The sequence below is a fragment of the Bradyrhizobium sp. GW821-FHT12B03 genome, assembly GCF_058807535.1.
The window spans coordinates 1-22,610 of sequence record NZ_JBXAQU010000015.1 but is presented as its reverse complement, the minus strand read 5'-3'; the positions used below and the strand labels follow the sequence as shown (position 1 = coordinate 22,610).

Sequence of the window (22,610 nt, the reverse complement as noted above, 5' to 3'; positions counted from 1 at the left end):
ACGTCGCATCGCCAGACGCAATCCGACCTCTCCCCGCTGGGGAGAGGTGAACCGGACGACCGCGAAGCAAATCTCTTTCACGATGCTTGACTCGGAATGCTGAAATCCATGGGTGCAGCTAAGCAGGCGGTCCACGCCGCCGTCGGGGATGAGCCGGAACTTTCGGCGGCCGAGGGCGCGCCGGCCGAGCGATCATCGACGCGAAAAATCCTGCCGATCGTGGAGGGCGTCGTGCTCGTCGCGGCGCTGCTCGCGCCGCTGGTGCTGCAGGACTACCTCACGGTGTTCGCCACGCGCGTGATCATCCTCGCGCTGTTCGCGCTGTCGTTCGATCTGGTCTGGGGCTATGCCGGTATCATGAGCTTTGGCCAGGCCCTGTTCTTCGGTTCGGCCGGCTATGGCGTGGCGCTGCTCGCGCGCGACCTCGACATCACCAACATCTTCCTGGTGCTCCCTGCGGGCACGATCATCGGTCTCACCTTCGCGCTATTGCTCGGCGGCTTCCTGCTGCTGGGACGGCATCCCTCCAGCGTGATCTTCGTGTCGCTGGGCACGCTCACCGGCTCCTACGCCGCCGATCGCCTGGCGCGCGGCTGGTACTATCTCGGCGGCCAGAACGGCATCCCCTCGATCGCGCCGATGACGGTGGGCAGTTACGAATTCTCTGAAGGGCCGGCCTTCTACTATCTCGTGCTCGGCATTCTCGTCGTCGTCTATCTGCTCTGCCGCTTCCTGGTGCGCTCGCAGTTTGGCCTCGCGCTCGCGGGCCTGCGCGAGAACGAGCAGCGTATCGCCTTCTTCGGCTACAAGGCGCAGCACCTCAAGGCCATCATCTTCACCATCGGCGGCGCCGTCGCAGGCCTCGCCGGCAGCCTCTATGCGTTCCATGAAGGCTTCGTCTGGCCCAACATGGTCGGCGTCGTGGTCTCGACGCAGGTGGTGCTCTACGTGCTGTTCGGCGGTTCCGGCACGCTGATCGGCGCGGTGATCGGCGCCGTCATCGTCGAGGGCGTCAGCTTCTGGCTGTCCGACAATTATCGCGACGTCTGGCCGATCATCCTGGGTGTGCTGCTGCTGCTCGTGATCCTGTTCCGGCCGCTCGGCCTGATCAGCTTTGTGCTGGGCGAGCGCGAACGGGTCGGCAGCTTCGGTGAGAAGCCCAGGGGAAGCAAAGCGGAGAACGGGAAGGGGAAGCGCAATGCCGCTCCTTGAGGCCGCGGGCATCAAAAAGGTCTTTGGCAAGCTCACCGCGCTCGACGGCGCCGCGCTCACCGTCGGCGAGAACGAGTTTCACGGCCTGATCGGCCCGAACGGCTCCGGCAAGAGCACGCTGATGAAGTGCATCGCCGGTGCCGAGGTGCCGACCCAGGGCAAGGTGAGCTTCGTCAACACCGATATCACGGCCTTCACCCCGACCGAGCGGGCGCGCGCCGGCATGAGCCTGAAATTCCAGATCACCAGCGTGCTGCCGACGCTGACGCTCTACGACAACATCCTGCTCGCGCTGCAGGCGCAGTCCTCGCTGCTCGACCTCGTGCTCTCGCGGACACGCGGGCTCCTGCACGACCAGGTCATGACCATGCTCACCCAGTTCCGCCTCGCCGATCGTGCGTTCGATGCGGCCGCCGCGCTGTCGCATGGCCAGCAGCAATGGCTGGAAATCGCGATGGCGCTCGCGGGCAAGCCGAAACTGCTGCTGCTGGACGAGCCGACCGGCGGCATGAGCCTGGAGGAGCGCCGCGTTACCGGGGAATTGCTCCAGCCGATCAAGCAGCACTGCTCGCTCGTCATCGTCGAGCACGATCTCGATTTCATCCGCGACATCTGCGATCGCCTCACCGTGCTCGACCAGGGCAAGGTGCTGGCATCGGGGACGGTGTCCGAGATCCAGGCCAACAAATCCGTCCAGGAGATCTATCTGCGCCGTGCCTGAATTTTTGGACATCAAGCATCTCGACGCCGGCTATGGCCGCAGCCAGGTCCTGTTCGACGTCAACCTCGGCATTCCCTGGCGCGGCGGCGTCGCCGTGCTGGGGCGCAACGGCGCCGGCAAGACCACGCTGATGAAGACCATCGTCGGCGAGCTGCCGGCGTGGAAGGGCGAGGTCGCCTTCGACGGCCGCGACATCAGCCGCCGCGCGACCCAGGAGCGCGTCCGTGCCGGCATCGGCTACGTCCCGCAGGAGCATTCGGTGTTCGCGCGCCTGTCGGTGCGCGACAACCTCGCGGTCGGCTCGCTCGCAAGCAGCAAGGCCGACGCGGTCGACCACGTGCTGACCATCTTCCCCAAACTCGGCCAGCGCCTCGACCAGCCCGCCGGCACGCTCTCCGGCGGCGAGCGCAAGATGCTCGCCATCGGCCGCGCCATGCTGGGCGATCCGAAGCTGCTGCTGCTGGACGAGCCCACCGAAGGCGTCTGGATCGGCGTGATCGAAGAGATCACCGAGCGCCTGATCGAGCTCGCGAAAAGCATCGCCGTCATCATCGTCGAGCAGCACCTCGACCTGGCGCTGCGTGTGGCGGACTACGCCTACGTGCTGGACCGCGGACGGGTGGCGCTGCAGGGTGCGGCCGGCGAGGTGAGGGACAATCCGGAGCTGGTGCGGTATCTGGCGCCGTAGGGCGTTACGTTGCTACTGGCTTCAAACCCCTCGCAACGCGAACTCTGCCAATTCCGTCATCCTGAGGCGCGAGCAGCGCGATGCGTAGCATCGCGTAGCGAGCCTCGAAGGATGAACGGCCAAGATGCAGCCTTGCCGTCGCCCTCAAAGCCTTCGCAGCGTGCACCCGCCGGTCCCGTCACCCTTCGAGGGTTGCTGAAGGAGGGGCCACCTCAGGGTGATGGTGAAGCACTGCCAAGAAACGGATTGACGATGGTGAGCCCGCCGATGCTGCGGCCGTGCTGCATATCTTCGCTGTAGAGGATATCGCAGCCAGCTTCGATCGCAGCGGCAACGATCAGTGCATCATAGAAGGCGAAGCCATCGTTTTGCACCAGCGCAAGAGCCGCACGGCTGGTCTTGGCCGTGAGCGGGAGCGCCGGATCGAGCGTATTGTCGATATCATCGAACAGAAGCTCGATATCGCGCCAGCTTCGTCCCTGCTTCCTGTGCAAGACGTTTGCAAGCTCGTTCAGGACTTGCGCGCTAATGGCGCCGCCCTGCTCGATCAGGTCTCGCGAGATTGTGGCCTTGGTGCCGGTCTGCTGCGCGTAAACGAGAATGTTGGTGTCCAGAAACGCGCTCACCGCTCGTTCGCCTCGTCGCGATCGAACTTGTAGTCAGCAGGCAAGGGCGGCCAGTTGCGCGCGCGCATGTTCTCGATTGCCCGTCGACGCCGCTCTTCCTTTGTCTCGACCTCGATCATGCCCTTGCGGGCGGCGACCACCTCGAGTTCGTCGCCCTCCTTGAGGCCGAGTTCTTCGACGAGGGCTTTGGGCAAGCGGACAGCGAGGCTGTTGCCCCATTTGGAAATCTGCATTCCGGCTTCCGTGATATACAATGGATAAATGTATATCATAGTGATGATATCACTGCAGTCAAGTGGACTCCGGAGGTGTCTCGGCCCGGACAGCCTGCGCCAAAACCCGGCAAGGATTGGGGACTGCGTTAGCGCGGCTCGGCAGAATAGGTGGTCGGCGTCATGAGGAGCGCATGCTCGAGTGGTGGGGTGATCGCGAACATCTGCGCACGGTTACGGAAGTGGAAGACCCGCCGGATTCGATATCGATCACTTCTCTCTGCGGCGACGTCGACTTCTCGCCGGGTTAGCCAAAACGCGGTGCGCTCGTGCCCGCATGTTGTCTTGATTTCCAGAAGCCTCTCTTGGCCATCAGTTTCAAAGGAGCGGACGTCGTAACCGTAGCCATCGCCGTCCAGGTCGGAAACCCAGCGGACGTCATCCGCAAGGTCGCTGCGCCCGGCGCGCCGCAGTCGGTCGCGCTCGAACTCCACGACGAATTTCTCGCCGGCCTTGCCCAATTGATGGTTCCTGGCGTCGCGCTCGGCGGGGTCGAACTTTCCGACCAGCCGGCGAACGGCGGGCGTCAATGTCTTCTCGAAGTCCGCGACGGATGGTGGAGCAACGAAAACGGCATCGTCGTTGAGCGCCAGCGGTTGAGTGTCAGTGTTCGCGGGGTAAAGAAAATCCGGTGTCTGTCCGACGTTGTGTTCAACGGCAGCCACCAAGGCGTCCTGATAGTGCGCCAACGGCTTGTAACCGTTGATCCACTGCGTCCCCAGCATATCGAGAACGGCAGAAATGTTTTGAAGCTTGCGTTCGATCGAGCCTTCAGACCGATGCACGATCGTCATGAGCTGGCGCCGATTCTGCGCCTTGCTGTAGGCCGTGCCCGCTCTTTCGGAGGCCAACATCCGAAAATAACTATCGACCACGGCGGAGATTTCGCTCTCCGTCCACGGTGTTCCAGCGATCCCCTCGGTATTCTCCCGGTCCAAGTCTCGGCCTCTGACTTGGAGAGTATCAGGGGGCGGGCTGGGTGCAACGGCGGCACCAAAATGCAGGAAGCGTCACTTCGTGTGAGCGACCAGCTTCGCCCGTTACTTCACCGCCTCGAAGCGGCTGTTGAACGAGTTCGATTGCACCACCGGCGCGGCGCCGGCCATCTGTGCGTTGTCGGCAGCGCCATCGGACACCGACGGTTTTAGCGCCGGGCGCGTCGCGGCAAGCCGCGTGTCGGGCTGCTTCGCCGGCTCGGCGGGTTTGGCGGCGGCAACAGTCGGCTTCGGCGCGTCCTTCGAGGCATCCTTGGACGTATCGCGTCCGGGCACGAACCGGGTCACCGCGGCCTTCAGCCTCGACGCTGCGGTGGGCGGCGTCGTGGACGTCGTGGCCGGGGCGACGGACGCGGTGGCTTGCGGCGGAGGTGTGGTGGTGGCCGTCGTGTCCGCGGTGCCGATGCCCATCTTGCGGCCGAGGTTCGAGAAGAAGCCGCCGGATTTTTCAGCAGGCGCGGCGGACGCGACGCGGGTGTTGGCGGCGGGCGCGCTGACGGCGACGACCGGCTCTTCCTGCGGCGCGGTTGCGGCCGCATCGAGATTCGGCTTGGGCGGATTGACGTGGCCGGGGATCGTGCCCGGCGCCTTCGCCATCGCCAGCATCTGCAGCGTGGTGCCTTCGGCGCCTTCCGACAGGCCGGTCGAGCCTTCGGGAATCTTGGCGGCGAAGATCTTGTTCATGCCGCCGTCGATGCCGGTGTTCATGCGCGCCACCGGCGTGCCGCGGGAGACGAGCTTGGCGTATTCGGCTTCGTCACGCGACTGCTTCTCGCGCACGGCGCTGGCGACGTCCTCGGGGATCACATAGGCCGGGCACTTGGCCGCGGCGTCGAACACCGGATCGCGCTTGGCGTCGGCCGGCTTCGCCGCGTCGAAGACGTACTTCTTCTCGCAGAAATCGACCCTCGGCTCCTGCCGCGTCACCTCGAAATGATCATAGCCTTCCTTGATCATCTTCCAGAACGCCATGTTCGGATTGTTCCGGTGCTTGGCCATGTTCACCGGCGTCATCTTGAACGGATAGGCCTGCAGCTGGAACGCCTTCTGGCCGCCGAAGAAGGATTCGCGGCCGAGCGAATAGATCTCGGCGATCTGCTCGTCGGTCATGGCGTAACAGCCGCGCGAAGAACAATCGCCATGCACCATCAGCTGCGAGCCGGTGCGGCCCAGAGCCTTGTCGAACGCGTTCGGGTAACCCGTGTTGAAGGACAGGTAATAGGCCGACTGCGGATTCATCTGGCTCGGATTGATCGAGTAGAATCCTTCCGGCGCCTGGCGGTCGCCTTCGCGGACCTTCGGTCCGAGGTCACCCGACCAGCGGCAGATCGGATAGGTCTTGAGCAGCGCGAACTGGCCGCTCCGGGTCTGCTTCCAGACCTCGAGCTCGGCCTCCTGCTTGAACAGGCGGACCAGGATCGGCGATTGCAGATCCATGTCCTTCTCGACCATCGCGGCGAGCAGCTTTGGCGGCACCGGCTGGTTGGCCTTGGCGTTGGTCGCGAGCGACACCTGGTCGGTGTCGCAGCCGGCCAGCAGAACGCTGGCCGTCAGCAGCGCAACCAAAGCCAAGAGCGCGCGAGCAAGCGAACGAGAAATCAAGATGGACCCCACACCGTGCCGGGCAAGCAGCGCAAACCCCAATCGTTTTGGAGCATGATCCGACCGGAGATCCGGACCCGTCGTGACGGGCTTTTTCAAACCACGCTCCAGCGCTTATGCCCTGAAGCCATTGATTAAAATTCTAACCTCTGGGTCATGTGGTCGCAACCCGAGCGGGGATCACGAGCCCGTTGGCCCAGTAGCATGGTCAACAGAGACTAAATGGACGCGACTTTGGGCCTTACTTGGGCCGTCCGGCCCAGTTGGGACTCAGATCGCTGATTTGGGCAAAAAAAGGGTTAACGCGGGGTTACCGGGGTGGGCTTTTGGTCTCTCGTGCCCCGGACGCGGCGCAGCGCGTCAGCGGTGCGACGCAGAGCCGGGGCCCAGCCCGGGCGATAGATCCCGGCTCTGCGAAGCAGCGTTTCACGCTGCATCGCGTCCGGGACACGAAATTGTGGCAAATCAGCCCAGTTTCCGGCCGATATCGAGGAATTTCTGCCGCCGCTGCTTGCGGATGGCGTCGCCGTCGAGGCCGCGGAGCTCGTCGAAGGCCTTGGCGATGGCCTCGCCCGTGGTGGCGATCATGGCGGCGGGGTCGCGGTGAGCGCCGCCGACCGGCTCCTTCAGGATGCTGTCGATCACGCCGAAGCGGAGCATGTCCTGGGCAGTGATCTTCATGTTGTTGGCGGCTTCCTGGGCCTTGCTGCCGTCGCGCCAGAGGATGGAGGAGGCGGCCTCCGGCGAGATCACGCTGTAGATCGCGTGCTCCAGCATCAGCACCTTGTTGGCGGTGGTGATGGCGATGGCGCCGCCCGACATGCCCTCGCCAGTGATGATGGCGACGTTCGGCACGGTCAGCGCCATGCAGGCATCGGTCGAGCGCGCGATGGCTTCGGCCTGGCCCCGCTCCTCGGCGCCGATGCCGGGATAGGCGCCGGCGGAATCGGCGAGCGACAGCACGGGCAGGCCGAACCGCTCGGCCATCTCCATCACCCGCACGCATTTGCGATAGCCTTCGGGCCGCGCCATGCCGAAATTGTGCTTGATGCGGCTCTCGGTGGAATCGCCCTTTTCCTGGCCCATCACGCAGATCGGCTCGCCGCGGAAGCGGCCGAAACCGGCGACCAGCGCCTCGTCCTCGCCGAACTTGCGGTCGCCGGCGAGCGGGGTGAATTCGGTGATCAGGCCCTTGATGAAGTCGTTGAAGTGCGGCCGCTGCGGATGCCGCGCGACCAGCGTCTTCTGCCACGGGGTCAGGTTCGTATAGAGGTCGGCCAGCGCCTGCGCCGCCTTGTCCTCGATCCGCCCGATCTCATCGGCGATGTCGGTGCCGGAGGCGGCCAGCGTGCGCAATTCGTCGAGCTTGGAGTCGAGCTCGGCGACGGGCTTTTCGAAGTCGAGATAGCTGCGCATCTGGTCTTGCATCAACTCAATATAGGGAGGACGGGGCGAGGCGGCGAAGCGGTTTCGGACCTGCGGAAAGAAATGTAGCTTCTTCAATGAGTTGGCTTGTGCGCTTCTGGGCAGCCCGCCAAATCAATCGTGAGGCCACGGCTCTTTCTGCGGAGATGTGGCCGAAGTCAAGGCGGTTTCGGGCGTTGCCCGCAGCCCGGATGGAGCGAAGCGCAATCCGGGAAGGTCTTTCCGCGAGGTGAGAACCCGGATTTCGCTGCGCTCCATCCGGGCTACGGCAGCGTCACTTCTCCGCCAGCGGGTGCAGGTCGCGCACCAGGCTCTTCAGCCGTTCCTCGACCACATGGGTGTAGATCTGCGTCGTCGAGATGTCGGTGTGTCCGAGCAGGGTCTGCACGATGCGCAAGTCGGCGCCGTTGTGCAGGAGGTGGCTGGCGAAGGCGTGGCGCAGCACGTGCGGGGAGACCAGCCGGGCCTGCAGGCCCGAGGCGACTGCGAGCTCCTTCAAATCACGGGCAAAATGCTGGCGCGTCAGATGCCCGCTCTCGCCGAACGAGGGGAATAGCCATTTCGAGGCGGCGAGGCTGTCTTTCTTCTTCTCCGTCTTGGCGGCTTCCGTCGCGACGAGATAATCCGCCATTGCCTGCCGCGAGGCCTCGTTCAGCGGCACCAGACGCTCCTTGTTGCCCTTGCCGCGCACCACGATCATGCGGGCGTCGCGCTTCGCCGCGGTGCGCGGCAGCGCCACCAGCTCGGAGACGCGCAGGCCCGTGGCGTAGAGCACCTCGAGCAGGCAATAGAGCCGCAGGGCGCGCAGCCGTTTCGAGGGCGAGGCATCCTCCGCCTCGCTCAATTCCTTGGCGCGGCGGAGCATGCGGTCGACATCCGCGATCGACAGCACCTTTGGCAGGCCGCGGCCGCGCTTGGGGCCGGACAGGATGGCCGCGGGATCGTCGCTGCGGATGCGCTCGTTGAGGAGGAAGCGGTAGAGATGCCGCATCGCCGACAGCCGCCGTGCGACGCTGGTCGATTTGAAGCCGCGCGTGTCGAGATCGGCGAGATAGTCGCGCAGCGTTTGCGTCTCGGCGTCCGCAAAATTGTGGCCGGTGCGGCCCAGGAACTCGGAGAAGTCCGTGAGATCGCGGCGGTAGGCATCGAGCGTATTGGGGCCGGCGCCCTGTTCCGCCGCGAGCATGTCGAGGAACAGGCCGGTGAGCTTGCTGTCTGAGGGCTTTGCACGCATGCCCTGGAGGCTAGCTCCTATTTCTTGAGAAACTTATCCGGCGGGATCGTCACCGTCATTTCCCGCGGCTTGGGATTGACGAAGTTCGCCAGCGCGAAGACCACGCCATAGACGATGCCGGCGATCACGGCGACGACCGTCAGGAAGCGGAACAGGCTGGGCATCGGCAGGATCTCGATAAGGTCTCGGCGAGGGCGCGAACGGGCAAATTAACCAATGAAATCATCCAACATGTTCGCCGTTTCGTGGCAAGAGTCCTCTGGCGAGGCCCCCTTCGGGGTCGTATAGGTGGCCAAAGCAGGCCGTCTTTGGCGGCAGATCGAGCGAGACCCAGAGCGAGATCCAGAGCGAGATCCATGTCCGACGCCGCGTTGCCGATTCCCGCTTCGCCTGAGGCCGACATCCTGTCGGCGCTCGGGGCGCGCTCGATCGTGCTCGTCGGCATGATGGGGGTGGGCAAGTCGACCATCGGCCGCCGCATGGCTCTCAGGCTCAAGCTGCCCTTCGTCGACGCCGACACCGAGATCGAGGCCGCGGCCGGCATGACCATACCGGAGATTTTCGAGCGCCACGGCGAGGCGCATTTCCGCGACGGCGAGGCACGGGTGATCGCGCGCCTGCTCGACGGCGGTCCCGTGGTGCTGGCGACCGGCGGCGGCGCCTTCATGCGCGAGGAGACGCGCAGCCGCATCGCGGCGAAGGCGATCTCGATCTGGCTCAAGGCGGACCACGACGTCATCATGCGCCGCGTCCGCCGCCGTGCCGACCGTCCGCTGCTCCAGACCGCCGATCCGGAAGGGACCGTGACGCGCCTGCTCACCGAGCGCGAGCCGGTCTACAGCCATGCCGACCTCACCATCGCCTCGCGCGACGTGCCGCACGACAAGATCGTCGAGGAATGCATCGAGACGCTGCGCGCCCATCTCTGCGGCGAGCAGGCCGCCCCACCCCCTGCCGATGTCGCGAGTGCCGTACGATGACTGCGCCGTTGAAACATTCCGATCCTGTCAATGTCGACGTCGCGCTCGGCGACCGGACCTACGACATCGTCATCGGCCGCGGCGTGCTGGCCTCGCTTGGCGAGCGGGTCGCAGCCTTGCGCCCAGGTGTGCGCACCGCGATCGTGACCGACCGCACCGTCGCAAAACACTGGCTCGAGCCGACCGAAGCCTCGCTCGCCGCCGCCGGCATCCCGACGTCGCGCATCGTCGTCGAGGAAGGCGAGATCTCGAAAACCTATGCGGGCCTGGAAAAGGTCAGCGAAGCCCTGATCGCCGCGAAGATCGAGCGCAACGATCTCGTCATCGCGCTCGGCGGCGGCGTGGTCGGCGATCTCGCCGGCTTTGCCGCCGCGATCCTGCGCCGCGGCGTCGATTTCGTGCAGGTGCCGACTTCGCTCCTGGCCCAGGTCGATTCCTCCGTCGGCGGCAAGACCGGCATCAACTCGCCACAGGGCAAGAACCTGCTCGGTGCCTTCCACCAGCCGGTGCTGGTCATCGCCGACACCGCCGTGCTCGACACGCTGTCGCCGCGCCAGTTCCGCGCCGGCTATGCCGAGGTCGCCAAATACGGCGTGCTCGGCGACGAGGCCTTCTTCACCTGGCTGGAAAAGAACCATTCCGACATCTTCAAGGGCGGCTCGGCGCGCGAGCACGCGATCGCCACCTCCTGCCGGGCCAAGGCCGGCGTCGTCTCGCGCGACGAGCGCGAGACCGGCGAGCGCGCGCTGCTCAATCTCGGCCACACCTTCGGCCATGCGCTGGAAGCTGCGACCGGCTTCTCCGACCGCCTGTTCCACGGCGAGGGCGTCGCGATCGGCATGACGCTGGCGGCGCAGTTCTCGGCGCAGCTCGGCATGATCGGCGAGCTCGAGGCGGCGCGCGTCGAGCGGCACCTGATCGAAGCCGGCCTGCCGACCCGCTTGCAGGATATTGCGGGCTTTGCGCAGGAAGGGCTGGCGGACGCCGACGCGCTGATGGCCCTGATGGCGCAGGACAAGAAGGTCAAGCGCGGCAAGCTCACCTTCATCCTGCTGGAGGCGGTGGGCCGCGCGGTGATCGCAAAGGACGTCGAGCCGGCCCCGGTCCGCGATTTCCTGCAGTCGAAATTGTCGCAGTGATGGCGGGATTGTCTGGGCATGCCGCCCGCGAAGAGGCGCGGAAGGTCAAGGCGGTCGCGAGGCAGGCATGAGTTCGATCTCGATCAATCTGCTGCTTGCGGTCCTCTTGCTCGCCGCCAATGCATTCTATGTGGCGGCGGAATTTGCGCTCGTGAAGAGCCGCGGCTTTCGCGTCAAGGTCATGGTCGAGCAGAACCGCTTCGGCGCGCGCCTGCTCCAGACCATGATGGGAAACATCGAATCCTATCTCGCCTGCTGCCAGCTCGGCATCACCATGGCCTCCCTGGGTCTTGGCTGGATCGGCGAGCCGACCGTGTCTGCGCTGCTGAGCCCGATCCTCCGTCCGCTCGGATTGTCGGAGGCCACGCTGCACTTCACGTCGTTCGTGGCGGGTTTTCTGGTCTTCTCCTCCCTGCACATCATCATCGGCGAACAGGTGCCGAAGACGCTTGCGATCAGGGAGCCGATGCCGGTGTCGCAGTGGATCGCATATCCGCTTCACGCCTCCTATCTGGTGTTCTATCCGCTGAGCTGGTGTCTCAACACGGCTTCGAGCGCGATCTTGCGCCTGATTGGCGTCCAGGAGTTTTCGCAGCACGAGATCCTGACGGATTCCGAGATCGAAGGCCTGGTCGAGGAATCGGCCGTGCACGGCAAGATCGAGAGCGGCGAGGCCGAGTATATTCACAACGTCTTCCGCCTCGGCGAGCTGACGGTATCCGACGTGATGGTTCATCGCACCGCCATGGTGATGATCAATGCCGACCTGCCGTCGGAGGAGCTGGTGCGGGAGGTGCTGGCCACCGAGTACACCCGCATTCCGCTGTGGCGCGACAAGTCGGAGAACATCATCGGCATTCTGCACGCCAAGGATCTGCTGCGGGCCATCCACGCGTCGGAGGGCGATACCTCGCGCATCGATGTCACCACGATCATGCTGCCGCCCTGGTTCGTGCCGGAAATGCGACCGATATCCCAGCAGCTCAAGGCGTTCCGGCGCCGCAAGACCCATTTCGCGCTCGTCGTCGACGAGTATGGCGAGGTTGAAGGCCTCGTAACGCTGGAAGACATTCTGGAGGAGATCGTCGGCGACATCTCCGACGAGCACGACGTCGTGGTCGCCGGCGTGCGCCGCCAGCCCGATGGTTCTGTCGTGGTCGACGGCTCCGTGCCGATCCGCGATCTCAACCGCGCGCTCGACTGGCACCTGCCCGATGAAGAGGCAACGACGGTTGCCGGCCTCGTCATTCACGAGGCGCGCTCGATCCCCGACCGTGGCCAGAGCTTCACCTTCCACGGCTTCCGCTTCCGCGTCCTGCGCCGCGAACGCAACCGCATCACCGCGCTCCGTATTTCACCGGTGCCACGCGAGGCGGAGCTGGAGGAGGCCAAGCCGAGAAGGGCCGGGACGTCGTTCTAGTTTTGCTTACCCTTACCTGGAGGGTAAGCAGATCACCCTTCCCCCGGCGCCTGCGCGTGGATGGCGAGCGCATGCACGCTGCCGGAGAGTTCCGCGGCCAGCGCCGCATTTATCAGGCGGTGGCGCTCGACCCGGCTCTTCCCTTTGAAGGCTTGCGACACAATATACACACGGAAGTGCGTCTCGCCGCTCGGCCGATGGCCGGCATGGCCCTCATGCAAATGTGACTCGTCGACGACTTGCAGGCTTTCCGGCGTGAAAGCTTCCCGCAACTTGTTGCTGATAGTGTCTCTCATAGCCATGTGTGCCATTCAGGTGCAGAGCTCGCACTCCGTTATTTGCCGGGTTCGCAGCTAATTGCAATGTCAAGACTTGAAGGTTTTTGCATTGCGTAGTCAAAGTCAGCCATGCCGATCGATTCATCAAAGTTCTTCGACTCCATCCGCGTCAAGCCGCGGGGCAAGCAGCCCGAGGTGAAGCCGCGCGACACCGCGGTCGGCTGCGAATGGGCCGGATGCCAGAACAAGGGCGCTCACCGCGCGCCGAAGGGCCGCGAGAACCAGCGCGAGTACTGGCATTTCTGTCTGAACCACGTGCGCGAGTACAACCAGAACTACAATTTCTTTTCCGGCATGAATGCCGACGCGGTCGCGCGCTACCAGAAGGATGCGCTGACCGGCCACCGTCCGACCTGGAAGATGGGCGCCAATGGCGGCGTCAAGAAGGGATCGGAAGCCGAGATCGACGGCGCGTTCGATCCGTTCAGCATGTTCTCCGAGATCAACGGCCGCGCCAACTGGCGGAAGGGGCCGGACGCCCAGCCCAAGGTCGAGACGCGCAAGGTGATGAACGCCGAGCGCAAGGCGCTCCAGGTCATGGGCCTCGGCCCCAGTGCCACGCTCGCCGACGTCAAGTCCAAGTACAAGGCGCTGGTCAAGCAGCATCACCCCGACGCCAATGGCGGCGACCGCTCGACCGAGGATCGCCTGATCGAGATCATCAAGGCGTATAATTATCTGAAGACGGTCGTGCGGGAGGCCTAGAGCATGATCCGGAAAAGTGCGCAGCGGTTTTCCGAAAAGATCATGCTTAGACAACAACCTAAAGCGCGATGACGATTCATCCTAATGGCATCGCGTTTTAGGCGACGACCTCGGGGAAGGACAGTTCGCAAACCAGTCCTTCCGGCCTCCATTGCCGGGTCACCTGTCCCCGCAAGGTCCGGATGATGCCATCGATCGCGCCGACGCCGAAGCCCCTGCGCGTCGGCGGCCCGCTGAGCCGGGGACCGCCGTTCTCCGACCAGTGCAGCACGAGAGGCCGTGCATCATTGGCCGCCCAACGGATCTCCAGCGTGCCCGAAGGCGTCGACAGCGCCCCATATTTGGCAGCGTTGGTCGCCAGCTCATGCAGCGCGACTGCGATCGACTGGGCGAGGGTCGGCGGCAGATGGACGTCGCCTCCCGCGATCCTGACCCGCTCGCCCTCCCGGCTTGCGTATGGCCGCAATTCCTCTTCGACGATGGTCTTCAGGTTCGCGCCGGTCCAGCGCGAGGCCGAGAACAGCCTCTGCACGTTGGCAAGGGCGCTGAGTCGCCCCTGAAACGCGGCTTGGAACTCTTCTGCGGTGTCTGCCTTCGTCAGCCGCAGCATCGCCTGAGCCACTGCGAGCAGATTGTTCGAACGATGGTCGACCTCGGAGGTGAGGAGCATCATCCGCTGCTCGGCCTGCTTGCGGGCGGTGATGTCGACCAGCATGTTCACCGCCCCAACCAATCGGCCGCGCTTGTCACGTAGCGGCGTCGGATACGGCATGAAGCAGATCCGGGAGCCGTCCGGCCGTTCGGCCACGGCTTCGACATCACGCACGGGCCGGTTCTGCCTGAGCGCGATGGCCATCGGGCATTCGTCGTGGGGGAGCGGCGTGCCGTCAGGCAAATAGAGCTTCCATGTCACGCACCACATCTCTCCGATCTTTGGCGTACGTCCGGCAAAATCGACGCAGGCGCGATTGAAGAACGTGATGCGGCCGTCCGCGTCGGTCGTGTAGACCGCGGCGGGCAGTGCCTGGAGCAGGTCGCGAAAGCGCCTTTCGGAATCGGCGTCAGCCTCGCTCCGGCTCGCCGCATAGCCGGCGGCGATCTCGCCGATCCTGGCCTCGTCCGAATGTCCTAACAAGTCCAGCATCGCGTTCCTGATCTACCGGGGCAGATAGGTAAGTCGCCAGGCGCGCGAGTGTTCCCTCGGGGTCGTCAGGCCGTCCTCGCAATCACGGTCTCGTGCGACGTGTTGCGGGCGCGTTCAACCAGACAGTCGTGGCCCGGATGGAGCGTCGGCGTCATCCGGGCCTTTCTCGCACAGCAATCGGCTTCCCCGGATGACGCTTCGCTCCATGCCGGCTACGTCATCGCCCCTCCGGCATCGCCCCGACATAAGACGAGCTCGGCCGGATCAGCCGTCCCGTGCGCTGCTGCTCGCGCGCATGCGCGGTCCACCCGGCGGCGCGCGCCACCGCGAAGATCGGCGTGAATGCCTGCCTCGGGATCGCCAGCGCATCGAGCAGGATCGCGGTGAAGAACTCCACATTCGTCTCCAGCGGCCGCTCCGGATTCTTCTTGCGTAGCGCGCTGCGGATATAGGCCTCGACCTCGCCGGCAAACGGCAGGTCGGTGCCGTTGGACGCCAGCGCCTCGACCGCGGTCTTGAGCACGTCGGCGCGCGGGTCGCGCACGCGATAGACGCGGTGGCCAAAGCCCATCATCCGCTCGCCGCGCGCCAGCGCCGCATCGACCCAGGGCTGGATCCGCTCGCGCGAGCCGATCGCGTCCAACATTTCCAGCACCGGCTCCGGCGCGCCGCCATGCAGCGGACCGGTAAGCGCGCAATAGCCTGCCGTGACCGCCGCGAACAGATCGGCCTGCGTCGAGGCGACGACGCGTGCGGTGAAGGTCGAGGCGTTCATGCCGTGGTCGCTGGCCGTGACGAGATAGGCGTCCAGCGCGGTGACCTCGCGTGCTGCAGGCGTGCGTCCGTGCAGCATGCGAAGCGTATCGGCGGCATGGCTCACATTCGGATCGGGCGCGACCGGGTCGAGCCCCTTGGCGCGCCGCACGAGCGCGCCCGCGATCACCGGAAACGCGCCGACAATGGTCGCTTCATGCGCCAGGCCGTGCTCGGCGCGTAGCCCCGCGACCGCCGCGCGAAACCCGTCGACGATGCCCATGCCGCGCGTCGCCGGCAACAACTCGTCCAGTCGGGCGAAGGCCCGCTCGCGCGCCGCGCCCAGGCTCGCCCGCACATTGGCTTCGCTCAGGCTGGTCTTGCTGGCGCCGTTCCAGAGCCGGGCGGTGACGCCCTCGAAGCTCGATTTGGCGGCGAGGGTGCCGACATGCTCGCCGGCGATGATCAGCTCGCCGCGCTCGCCATCGACATGGCTCAGCACGGTCTCGGCCGCGGGAACGCCGTCCAGCCCGATCTGGCTTTTGGTGAGGTGGATGTTCATGGCCCAATCTCCTTTGCACTGCACCAAGGAAAAATCGGACCTCTCGACAGATTGATCAATCTTGATTACATAAATCAATATGAAAAATTCCGAGGAGCTCTACCTCTCCGCCCGGGAAGCCGCCGCCGAGCTCGCGATCTCGCCGGCGACGCTTTACGCCTATGTCAGCCGCGGCCTGATCCGCTCCGAGCCGACACCGGACTCGCGCAAGAACCGCTACCGGGCCGAGGACGTCCGCGCCTTGAAGGAGCGCCGCGTGCCGTCGCCGGAGCCACGGGGGCTGCGCAGCTTCGATGCCGACCTGCCGGTCATGGACACGGAGATCTCGACCATCACCGAGGAGGGCGCGATCTACCGCGGCGTCAATTGCGTCGACCTCGCCGAGAACGACACGCTGGAGCACACCGCGACGCTGCTGTGGGACGTCTCCGACGTCGATCCCTTCGCGCCCGACAATCAGCCCGAGATTTCCGAGGAAATGCGGATGATCGCGCAGGCCGCGCGTCGCGCCGCACCGATCGACCGCGCCATCGCGGTGCTGGCGCTGGCTGCAAGCGCCGATCCCCGCGCCTTCACCCGCGCCCCCGACGGCCGCGCCATGGTTGGTGCGCGTATCGTCCGCCTGCTGGTTGCGACCATGCTCAATGCGGAAGCCTCGGCCGAGCCGCTGCATCAGCAGGTCGCGCGCGCCTGGGCGGCGGACAACAAGCATGCGGGCGATCTGATCCGCCGCGCACTGGTTCTGCTCGCCGATCATGAATTGAACGCATCGACTTTCACCGCGCGCTGCGCGGCCTCGACCGGCCTCAATCTCTACGATTCCGTCATCGCCGGCCTTGCCGCGCTGAAAGGCCCCAAGCATGGCGGCGCCGGCGTGCTGGCCTCGCAGCTCGTCAAGACGCTGATCGACCGCGACGTCGCGCCCGTGGTGCGCGAACGCGTCGCGCTCGGCGAGCGCTTCGCCGGTTTCGGCCATGGCGTCTACAAGCGCGGCGATCCCCGCGCGCAATCGCTGCTGAACGCGCTCTCGCGCGCCGGCGCGCCGCGAAAATTCACGCGCGAAGTGCCCGAGCGGATCATCGAAGCGACCGGCGAGCTCGTCAACATCGACTACGCGCTCGCCGTGCTCGTGCACGCGCTGCGGCTGCCGGCCGGCAGCGAGCTCGCCCTGTTCGCGATGGCCCGCAGCGTCGGCTGGATCGCCCATGCCAGCGAGCAATTGCAGTTCGGCAAGCTGATCCGCCCGCGGGCGCGGTATGTGGGACCTGCGCCGGGGCGGCGGGCGGGGGCTGCGGAATCGAAGTCCTAGGGCAGGGCTCAAGGCCAGGTCGCAGCAAGAGCGATCAAGGCGACAAAGCCGCCAAGTGGCACCAGGTGCGAAAAATCGCGGTGGCGCAGAACGGTCAAAACCGCAGCTGCAATGATGGCCGCGCCAAGCACCAGGCCAATGATGCGTCCGACGGGAAGCGCAATCAGAACGGCGGTCATGATCTCCAGTCCACCAGTCAAAATGCTCCACCAGCGCGGGTAACCCCACCGAGCAAAATCGCCTTGTGTTGTGGATGTGCCGATCGCGTTGAAGAGGCCGGCGCCGAAGAAGCCGGCAACGAGCAGCCAATTTGAAACAGCATGAACCATCTTAGACCACCCCAGTGACCAGGGGCACGGCCGCGAAGACCATGATCACGGCCGTGAGACCATGGATGCCCAAGGCGCTCCTCGTAGAGCCTTTCGCGGCAAGAATGAGCAGCATGTCGCCCACGGGGATGATGGCTTCCACAAGCAGAATGATGCCGACGCCGCCGGGCGCGCCCCACATCATGAACGCCAGCACTGCCAACCCCGATGCGATGTCCCGCACCCCCTTGAGACGAAGCCACCATGCGATGTTGGCGCCATTCTCAGGAAGCGGCAGGCCGAAGCTGCGTGTGGCGGCCAATGGGCTCGCGACATATTGGAGGCCGATCGCGATGATCGCGAAAGCCACGAGCAACGCCGTTCCGAGGGCAAGCCAATGCATCGCACCGTCCTTTCTAGCCAAGGAATATAATCTATCATTGCTAGAATTATCTATTGATGCTAGATTGTCAAGCGTCGGAATGATATCGTTGACGCGCGCATTCCAGGTTCGGGAGATCGGAGATTGGGTACCGCCGAGCGGAAAGGCAGGGAGCGGGCTGAGCGCGAGCATCGCATCGTCGCGGCAGCGCGCGTGATCGCAGAGCGCGAAGGGTGGGATGCCGTTACGATCCGGCGCCTGGCCGAGGAGATCGAATACAGTCAGCCGGTGCTCTATTCGCATTTCGAGAACAGGGATGCGATCGTTGCAGCAGTTGCAGTCGAGGGCTTCAAGGAACTCACCGTCGCTCTTCGGGAAGCGGCAAGTGGATCGGGCGGACGAAACGCCCTCAAGAATGTCGCGGCGGCCTATCTCGCCTTCGGGCTAAGTCGTCCTGCGCTCTACGACGCCATGTTCGTCCTCCCGACGAACTTGCGGTTCGCCGAAGCCGGAACCAGACCGGAGCTACAGGCCGGCTTCGAAGCACTCGCGGCAGTCGTATCGCCGTTTTGCGTCGATGTCGCTGTCGTGACCGAGACGTTCTGGGCAACCCTTCATGGACTCGCTGAACTCGAACGTTCGGGCCGAATCAGGCCCAGCGCGCGCGAGGAGCGTATCGCCCGTGTTGTTCGGGCGATCGCAGTTTCCGGAAGCAAATCGCCTGCACGCGGCTGAGACCATTCAGTTGACGGCTGCTTCGGCGCATCGTTCGACCCGACCTTGATGATGTCTGAGCCGCGCGGTGTTCGCCGTGCATCTGAATGTCGTCCACCGGGCGCAGTGTGGTGATATGTCCGCAGGTCGGTCGACCGGACGTTGCTCGCCCGGCGGCGCTCGACAGATCTGAACCTGGAAGTCGCGCGTCTTGGCAATTTCCGGGTTCGGGCCCACAGCCGACCTCAGTGGAGCGAAGCCGTCACCACGAAAGATTGCTGCGGGAATGTCAGCCGGCCGTTCGCCAGCATAGCGGGATCGAGGCGAGCCGCCGCGTCGTCGGCGATGGCGGCAATCTTGCGTTCGCTTCCGGGACCATCCTCGCCCTTCAAGAGCGCAGCCATCGGGGTCGCCGTGAGTTGGAAGCGGACGTAATCCAGCGCTGAGGGAAAGCTAATTTGCTTGGATACGGTCGCAACATTGACGTCCTCAAAGCCAGCCTGCCGCACCCAGTTGCCGAGCTCTTCGGCAGCGCAGGAAAGATGCTCGGAGCGTTTCGTCCGTGAGGATTGAGCTCCGAGAAAACTGTCGAGTGCCTGCACGAAAGCGTGCGCGGCTGGCGTTTGCTCAATGGCGCTGTAGACGCTGAGCCCGACGCGACCTCGCGGCTTGAGAACCCGGGCCATCTCTCTGAGAGCCAGCGGTCGATCAGGGAAAAATTGCAGTCCGAGTTGGCAGAGCACGACATCGAAACTATGCGCCTCGAATGGCAAGTTCAGCGCACTCCCTTCGATCCACTCGACCTTGGTCGATTTCGTCCGAGCCACAGTCAACATCGCCGTGTTGAGGTCCATGCCAACCAACCTCCCGACGTGCCCCCGTTCATCCAACAGCCGCGCCACGACGCCGGTTCCGCAGGCGACATCGAGTACGCTTTCCCCTTTTGTCGGTCTGGTACGGTCGAGCAGATCCTTGGCCCAAATCGACGTGATGGCGGGGACGAGATAACGCTCATAGAGCTCAGGGACGCTGGCATCCATCTGCCAATGTTCACGCGCTGCCATGACAACTTCCAACAATGCCCATGTGAAAACGCCAGAAAAGCGATGCCAGAAAAGGAATGAGAAAAGTTATATCTGTGCTGGCCGATATGGCCAACCGGCACAAGGTCTCCGAAAACTCTGCTTGTGGCCGATTTCGTTGCAGAAGTCGGCTGTAACCGACGGATGTTTTTCGGCCGTTCGGTAAGGCCGACCGGCTTTGATCCGCCGACCGTGACGCTCTCAACGCAACTCCTACGCTACGCGATGCACAGGGCATGAGCGGGTGGTGGTCGCGCAACGAACGTCGCGAGGCGCCTCAGATTTTGAGCGATGGCAGCCAGAACAAACTCGTCCTGGGCGCCCCGTGGGCCACGAAGCCGAAGCCGACCAAGCCTCAGGATGCGCTTCAAGTGTGCAAACTGCATCTCGATCTTCTTGCGCTGACGTCGCGACGTCTCGAAGCCCTCGGTGCCAGCGAACGACCGGGCGACGTCCCGGGCGTGCTCATGTATGTCGCGCGGGATCTTGCGCGATGGTTCTTTTGGACAGCACTGCAGTTTAAGCGGGCATGCGTCGCAGTCGAGCTTGCTCGCACGATACAGAAGCGTTTTGCCCTCGTGCACGGTGCCACTCGTCCCGAGCCGCTTTCCGCCCGGGCAGAGGTAGACGTCGCTGGTCGGATCATAGCGAAAGTCGCTGCGCGAGAAGGTACCGTCATCTCGCTTCGACTTGTCGAATACGGGGATATGTGGCGCGATGCCCTTCTCCTCGACCAGCCAGTTCAGCATCGGAGCCGCCCCGTAAGCGGTATCCCCGACAAGCCGCTCCGGCTTGAGACCAAAGCGCTCCTCTGTTCGTTCGATCATTGTCCTCGCCGCGCCGACCTCGGCCTGGCGAATGGCGCGGGACGCCTCGACATCAACGATGACGCCGAACTTCACGTCGATGAGATAATTGTCGGAGTAAGCGAAGAATGCTGGTCCCTTGTGAGCTCCGGTCCACTGGGCCGCGGGATCGGACGGCGAGATGAACTTCGGGACAACGTCACTGGCCGCACCCCACGCCGTATCGTCGAGGGTTGCCAGATACTCCTTCACCGCGCGGCTTGACCTCGCCGGATCGCGATCCCTGCACCAGTCTTGACCCGCGATCGAGCGCTGCTTGTTCGCATCGGCCTGGATCAGGCTCGCGTCTACCGCAAAACCTTCGCCACCAACCAGACCGGCCACAATGCACGCCTCGACGATACGTTCGAATACGCGACGAACGACATCTCCCTCGCGGAAGCGCTCATTGCGGGCCCGCGAGAAGGCCGAATGATCCGGGATAGCATCCTCGATACCGAGCTTGCAGAACCACCGATAGGCGAGGTTCACCTGCACTTCACGGCAGAGCAGCCGCTCCGAGCGGATCGCGAAGACATACCCCACGATCAGCATCCGGATCATCAGCTCCGGATCGATCGATGGGCGACCCGTGGACGAATAATGAGGAGCAAGTTGACTGCGAAGCCAGGACAGATCGAGAGCGGTGTCGATCTTCCGCACCAGATGATCTTCGGGAACCGCATCGCTGAGATGAAACTCGTAGAACAGTTGACCTTGGTCACTCTTCAGACGGCCCATCATCGATCGACCTCGTCGCGATTCGCGTCAACACAACGGAATCACGCTTGCCGGCTCGCCTCAACCGACTTTTGCAACAAAATCGGCCCTTTACCGACATTCGAACTGCATCGCGCGGGCCATGTGGTGGCAAGCTTTTCAAAAGATGCAGTGGTATTGTCCCTTTGCCCCTCCAAATTCACGGTGATAGTGTCGTAACCGCGGTCTGTCCGGGAGGACACAATGGGATGGTTTGACCGGCTGTTTGGAAGGACGTCGGCGCCTGCTACCGGACTCTTTGCGAGATTTAGGCGGAAATCACGGGCACCGACAGATCCGGATCTTCTGAAGATTGCCAAAGACCGAAAAAGGCATATTTCGCGAAGAGCCGTGAGAGATGAATATAATCGGCTGCTTCTGGAGAAGTACGCGCACGACAAGTCTTGATTTCTAATTCGATCCGGTGGTCCCACTACGTGCCAGCGAAGCTCTTCATCTCCGGCTTCTTTCTCGCCTCGTTTATTGGCCGTCAGCGGGACGGGCTGATTGCTGCCATCGAGAGCAGCCGTTGCCCGCAAAGGGACGCTCACACGAAATCTCCCTCCCGCCAGTTAGCTAAAATATAATCCTGCCGGCCAATGTCGTCATTGCCGCTAAGGTTCTGACCCATGAAGCGATGGCGCTACGTCAGTATCAGCAGCATGGCTATCGCCGTGGGTCTCGTTTGTGCCGGAGCCCTGGTGGTCGGTCAATCGCACGTGCCATCAGACGCCATAGCGCTATCGGTAACACGTACTCCGGAGCTTATGGAGCGTGCGTGGCACCTGCCCGTGGCAGCCACATTCCAAAGACACGTTGACTGGCAGTCAAATGGCTCTCGCTGCGGACCTGCAGCTGTTGCGAATGCTTACCGGTCGCTTGGCGAGGCGGCAAGGACGGAGGGCAAGGTGTTGGCCGGTACATGGAGCTGCTGGACAGGCGTATGCATCATGGGTCTCACGCTCGACGAGCTGGCCAAAGTCGCCCAGACCAACACGAGCCGGAAAGTCACGGTCTTACGCGATCTCAGCGAGAACCAGTTTCTGGAGCATCTCCGTCGATCCAACGATCCGGGCCGACGCTACATCGTGAATTTCGATCGCGCTCAAATTTTTGGTGCTGGTAGCGGACATCACTCCCCAATCGGGGGCTATTTCGAAGCCGAGGACCTCGTTTTCGTGCTCGATGTCAATTTCAGCTTCCAGCCATGGCTGGTCGAGCGGAAGCGGCTGTTCGACGCTGTAAATACGTTCGACGGCGATAAGAAGCGGGGGCTGCTGTTCATAGAGTAATATCCCACTGCATGTCGCCTATTGGCCCGATTTCGTTGAAAAAGGCTGCAGTAGTCCGATGTATTGGCGCCAGCTCCGAAGCGGCCTAGCGGCTGGGTTCTCC

24 protein-coding genes are annotated in these 22,610 nt (G+C 63.9%); 10 read left to right on the top strand and 14 right to left on the bottom strand.

The window, feature by feature from the left end; translation table 11 throughout:
• Positions 1–96 precede the first annotated feature (96 nt).
• Genes AC1RUR_RS25535 through AC1RUR_RS25525 form a run of 3 tightly spaced genes read left to right on the top strand, consistent with a single transcriptional unit; the run spans position 97 to position 2,621 of the window.
• Positions 97–1,212: a branched-chain amino acid ABC transporter permease gene (locus tag AC1RUR_RS25535; RefSeq protein WP_492849095.1), complete on the top strand. Its 1,116-nt coding sequence runs from the start codon at positions 97–99 to the stop codon at positions 1,210–1,212.
• Entirely contained in the window at positions 1,199–1,933 is a 735-nt protein-coding gene (locus tag AC1RUR_RS25530; protein WP_492849093.1) for an ABC transporter ATP-binding protein, read from the top strand. Before AC1RUR_RS25535 ends, AC1RUR_RS25530 begins: the two co-directional genes overlap by 14 nt.
• Positions 1,926–2,621, top strand: a complete 696-nt coding sequence (locus AC1RUR_RS25525; RefSeq protein WP_492849091.1) for a branched-chain amino acid ABC transporter ATP-binding protein — start codon at positions 1,926–1,928, stop codon at positions 2,619–2,621. Before AC1RUR_RS25530 ends, AC1RUR_RS25525 begins: the two co-directional genes overlap by 8 nt.
• Positions 2,622–2,833: 212 nt before the next feature.
• Here the strand turns inward: AC1RUR_RS25525 and AC1RUR_RS25520 are convergent, their stop codons facing one another.
• From AC1RUR_RS25520 to AC1RUR_RS25490, 7 genes are all read right to left on the bottom strand, one after another.
• The gene (locus AC1RUR_RS25520; RefSeq protein WP_492849089.1) at positions 2,834–3,247 is read right to left on the bottom strand and encodes a PIN domain-containing protein; all 414 of its coding nucleotides are present in this window, start codon (positions 3,245–3,247) and stop codon (positions 2,834–2,836) included.
• On the bottom strand, positions 3,244–3,480 hold the full coding sequence (locus tag AC1RUR_RS25515; protein WP_492849087.1) for an AbrB/MazE/SpoVT family DNA-binding domain-containing protein: 237 nt from the start codon (positions 3,478–3,480) through the stop codon (positions 3,244–3,246). Before AC1RUR_RS25515 ends, AC1RUR_RS25520 begins: the two co-directional genes overlap by 4 nt.
• A 128-nt stretch (positions 3,481–3,608) precedes the next feature.
• The gene (locus AC1RUR_RS25510) at positions 3,609–4,457 is read right to left on the bottom strand and encodes a protein NO VEIN domain-containing protein (protein ID WP_492849085.1); all 849 of its coding nucleotides are present in this window, start codon (positions 4,455–4,457) and stop codon (positions 3,609–3,611) included.
• A gap of 102 nt (positions 4,458–4,559) precedes the next feature.
• A complete protein-coding gene (locus AC1RUR_RS25505; RefSeq protein ID WP_492849083.1) occupies positions 4,560–6,116 on the bottom strand; it encodes a L,D-transpeptidase family protein in 1,557 nt (518 codons plus the stop codon).
• Positions 6,117–6,581: 465 nt separating this feature from the next.
• Complete coding sequence (locus AC1RUR_RS25500; protein ID WP_492849081.1) at positions 6,582–7,544, bottom strand: acetyl-CoA carboxylase carboxyltransferase subunit alpha; 963 nt, start codon at positions 7,542–7,544, stop codon at positions 6,582–6,584.
• Positions 7,545–7,815: 271 nt separating this feature from the next.
• Positions 7,816–8,775 (bottom strand): site-specific tyrosine recombinase XerD, encoded by a 960-nt coding sequence (gene xerD / locus AC1RUR_RS25495; protein ID WP_492849080.1) that lies wholly within the window; start codon positions 8,773–8,775, stop codon positions 7,816–7,818.
• A gap of 17 nt (positions 8,776–8,792) precedes the next feature.
• Entirely contained in the window at positions 8,793–8,939 is a 147-nt protein-coding gene (locus tag AC1RUR_RS25490) for a hypothetical protein (RefSeq protein ID WP_035669499.1), read from the bottom strand.
• A 192-nt stretch (positions 8,940–9,131) separates the two neighbouring features.
• Between AC1RUR_RS25490 and AC1RUR_RS25485 the strand changes: the two genes are divergently transcribed.
• The 3 genes from AC1RUR_RS25485 (at position 9,132) to AC1RUR_RS25475 (ending at position 12,314) form a co-directional block, all read left to right on the top strand.
• Complete coding sequence (locus AC1RUR_RS25485) at positions 9,132–9,755, top strand: shikimate kinase (protein ID WP_492849078.1); 624 nt, start codon at positions 9,132–9,134, stop codon at positions 9,753–9,755.
• The gene (aroB, locus tag AC1RUR_RS25480) at positions 9,752–10,894 is read left to right on the top strand and encodes a 3-dehydroquinate synthase (RefSeq protein ID WP_492849076.1); all 1,143 of its coding nucleotides are present in this window, start codon (positions 9,752–9,754) and stop codon (positions 10,892–10,894) included. Before AC1RUR_RS25485 ends, aroB begins: the two co-directional genes overlap by 4 nt.
• 67 nt (positions 10,895–10,961) lie before the next feature.
• Positions 10,962–12,314: a hemolysin family protein gene (locus tag AC1RUR_RS25475; RefSeq protein WP_492849074.1), complete on the top strand. Its 1,353-nt coding sequence runs from the start codon at positions 10,962–10,964 to the stop codon at positions 12,312–12,314.
• 32 nt (positions 12,315–12,346) lie between these two features.
• On the opposite strand, the gene AC1RUR_RS25470 is transcribed toward AC1RUR_RS25475, so the two are convergent.
• Positions 12,347–12,616 carry a BolA family protein gene (locus tag AC1RUR_RS25470; protein WP_492849073.1) on the bottom strand — a complete coding sequence of 90 codons (270 nt, stop codon included), beginning with the start codon at positions 12,614–12,616 and terminating at the stop codon, positions 12,347–12,349.
• A gap of 105 nt (positions 12,617–12,721) precedes the next feature.
• Here AC1RUR_RS25470 and AC1RUR_RS25465 point away from each other — a divergent pair, with 105 nt between their 5' ends.
• On the top strand, positions 12,722–13,357 hold the full coding sequence (locus tag AC1RUR_RS25465; RefSeq protein WP_492849071.1) for a J domain-containing protein: 636 nt from the start codon (positions 12,722–12,724) through the stop codon (positions 13,355–13,357).
• Between the two features lie 97 nt (positions 13,358–13,454).
• On the opposite strand, the gene AC1RUR_RS25460 is transcribed toward AC1RUR_RS25465, so the two are convergent.
• Both AC1RUR_RS25460 and AC1RUR_RS25455 read right to left on the bottom strand, forming a co-directional pair.
• Complete coding sequence (locus AC1RUR_RS25460) at positions 13,455–14,501, bottom strand: sensor histidine kinase (protein WP_492849069.1); 1,047 nt, start codon at positions 14,499–14,501, stop codon at positions 13,455–13,457.
• 217 nt (positions 14,502–14,718) lie between these two features.
• Positions 14,719–15,816: a citrate synthase/methylcitrate synthase gene (locus tag AC1RUR_RS25455; RefSeq protein WP_492849068.1), complete on the bottom strand. Its 1,098-nt coding sequence runs from the start codon at positions 15,814–15,816 to the stop codon at positions 14,719–14,721.
• A 79-nt stretch (positions 15,817–15,895) separates the two neighbouring features.
• Between AC1RUR_RS25455 and AC1RUR_RS25450 the strand changes: the two genes are divergently transcribed.
• A complete protein-coding gene (locus AC1RUR_RS25450; RefSeq protein ID WP_492849066.1) occupies positions 15,896–17,125 on the top strand; it encodes a citrate/2-methylcitrate synthase in 1,230 nt (409 codons plus the stop codon).
• 8 nt (positions 17,126–17,133) lie between these two features.
• On the opposite strand, the gene AC1RUR_RS25445 is transcribed toward AC1RUR_RS25450, so the two are convergent.
• Both AC1RUR_RS25445 and AC1RUR_RS25440 read right to left on the bottom strand, forming a co-directional pair.
• Positions 17,134–17,454 (bottom strand): DoxX family protein, encoded by a 321-nt coding sequence (locus AC1RUR_RS25445; protein WP_492849064.1) that lies wholly within the window; start codon positions 17,452–17,454, stop codon positions 17,134–17,136.
• 1 nt (position 17,455) lies between these two features.
• Entirely contained in the window at positions 17,456–17,836 is a 381-nt protein-coding gene (locus AC1RUR_RS25440; protein ID WP_492849063.1) for a DUF4267 domain-containing protein, read from the bottom strand.
• Between the two features lie 123 nt (positions 17,837–17,959).
• On the opposite strand from AC1RUR_RS25440, the gene AC1RUR_RS25435 reads away from it, so the two are divergent.
• Positions 17,960–18,550, top strand: coding sequence for a TetR/AcrR family transcriptional regulator (locus tag AC1RUR_RS25435; RefSeq protein ID WP_492849062.1), 591 nt, complete (start codon positions 17,960–17,962; stop codon positions 18,548–18,550).
• 224 nt (positions 18,551–18,774) lie between these two features.
• On the opposite strand, the gene AC1RUR_RS25430 is transcribed toward AC1RUR_RS25435, so the two are convergent.
• Complete coding sequence (locus AC1RUR_RS25430) at positions 18,775–19,593, bottom strand: class I SAM-dependent methyltransferase (RefSeq protein WP_492849060.1); 819 nt, start codon at positions 19,591–19,593, stop codon at positions 18,775–18,777.
• Positions 19,594–19,829: 236 nt separating this feature from the next.
• Positions 19,830–21,200 (bottom strand): transposase, encoded by a 1,371-nt coding sequence (locus AC1RUR_RS25425; RefSeq protein WP_492849058.1) that lies wholly within the window; start codon positions 21,198–21,200, stop codon positions 19,830–19,832.
• 644 nt (positions 21,201–21,844) lie between these two features.
• On the opposite strand from AC1RUR_RS25425, the gene AC1RUR_RS25420 reads away from it, so the two are divergent.
• Positions 21,845–22,507 carry a phytochelatin synthase family protein gene (locus AC1RUR_RS25420; protein ID WP_492849056.1) on the top strand — a complete coding sequence of 221 codons (663 nt, stop codon included), beginning with the start codon at positions 21,845–21,847 and terminating at the stop codon, positions 22,505–22,507.
• The last annotated feature ends 103 nt before the right edge of the window (positions 22,508–22,610 follow it).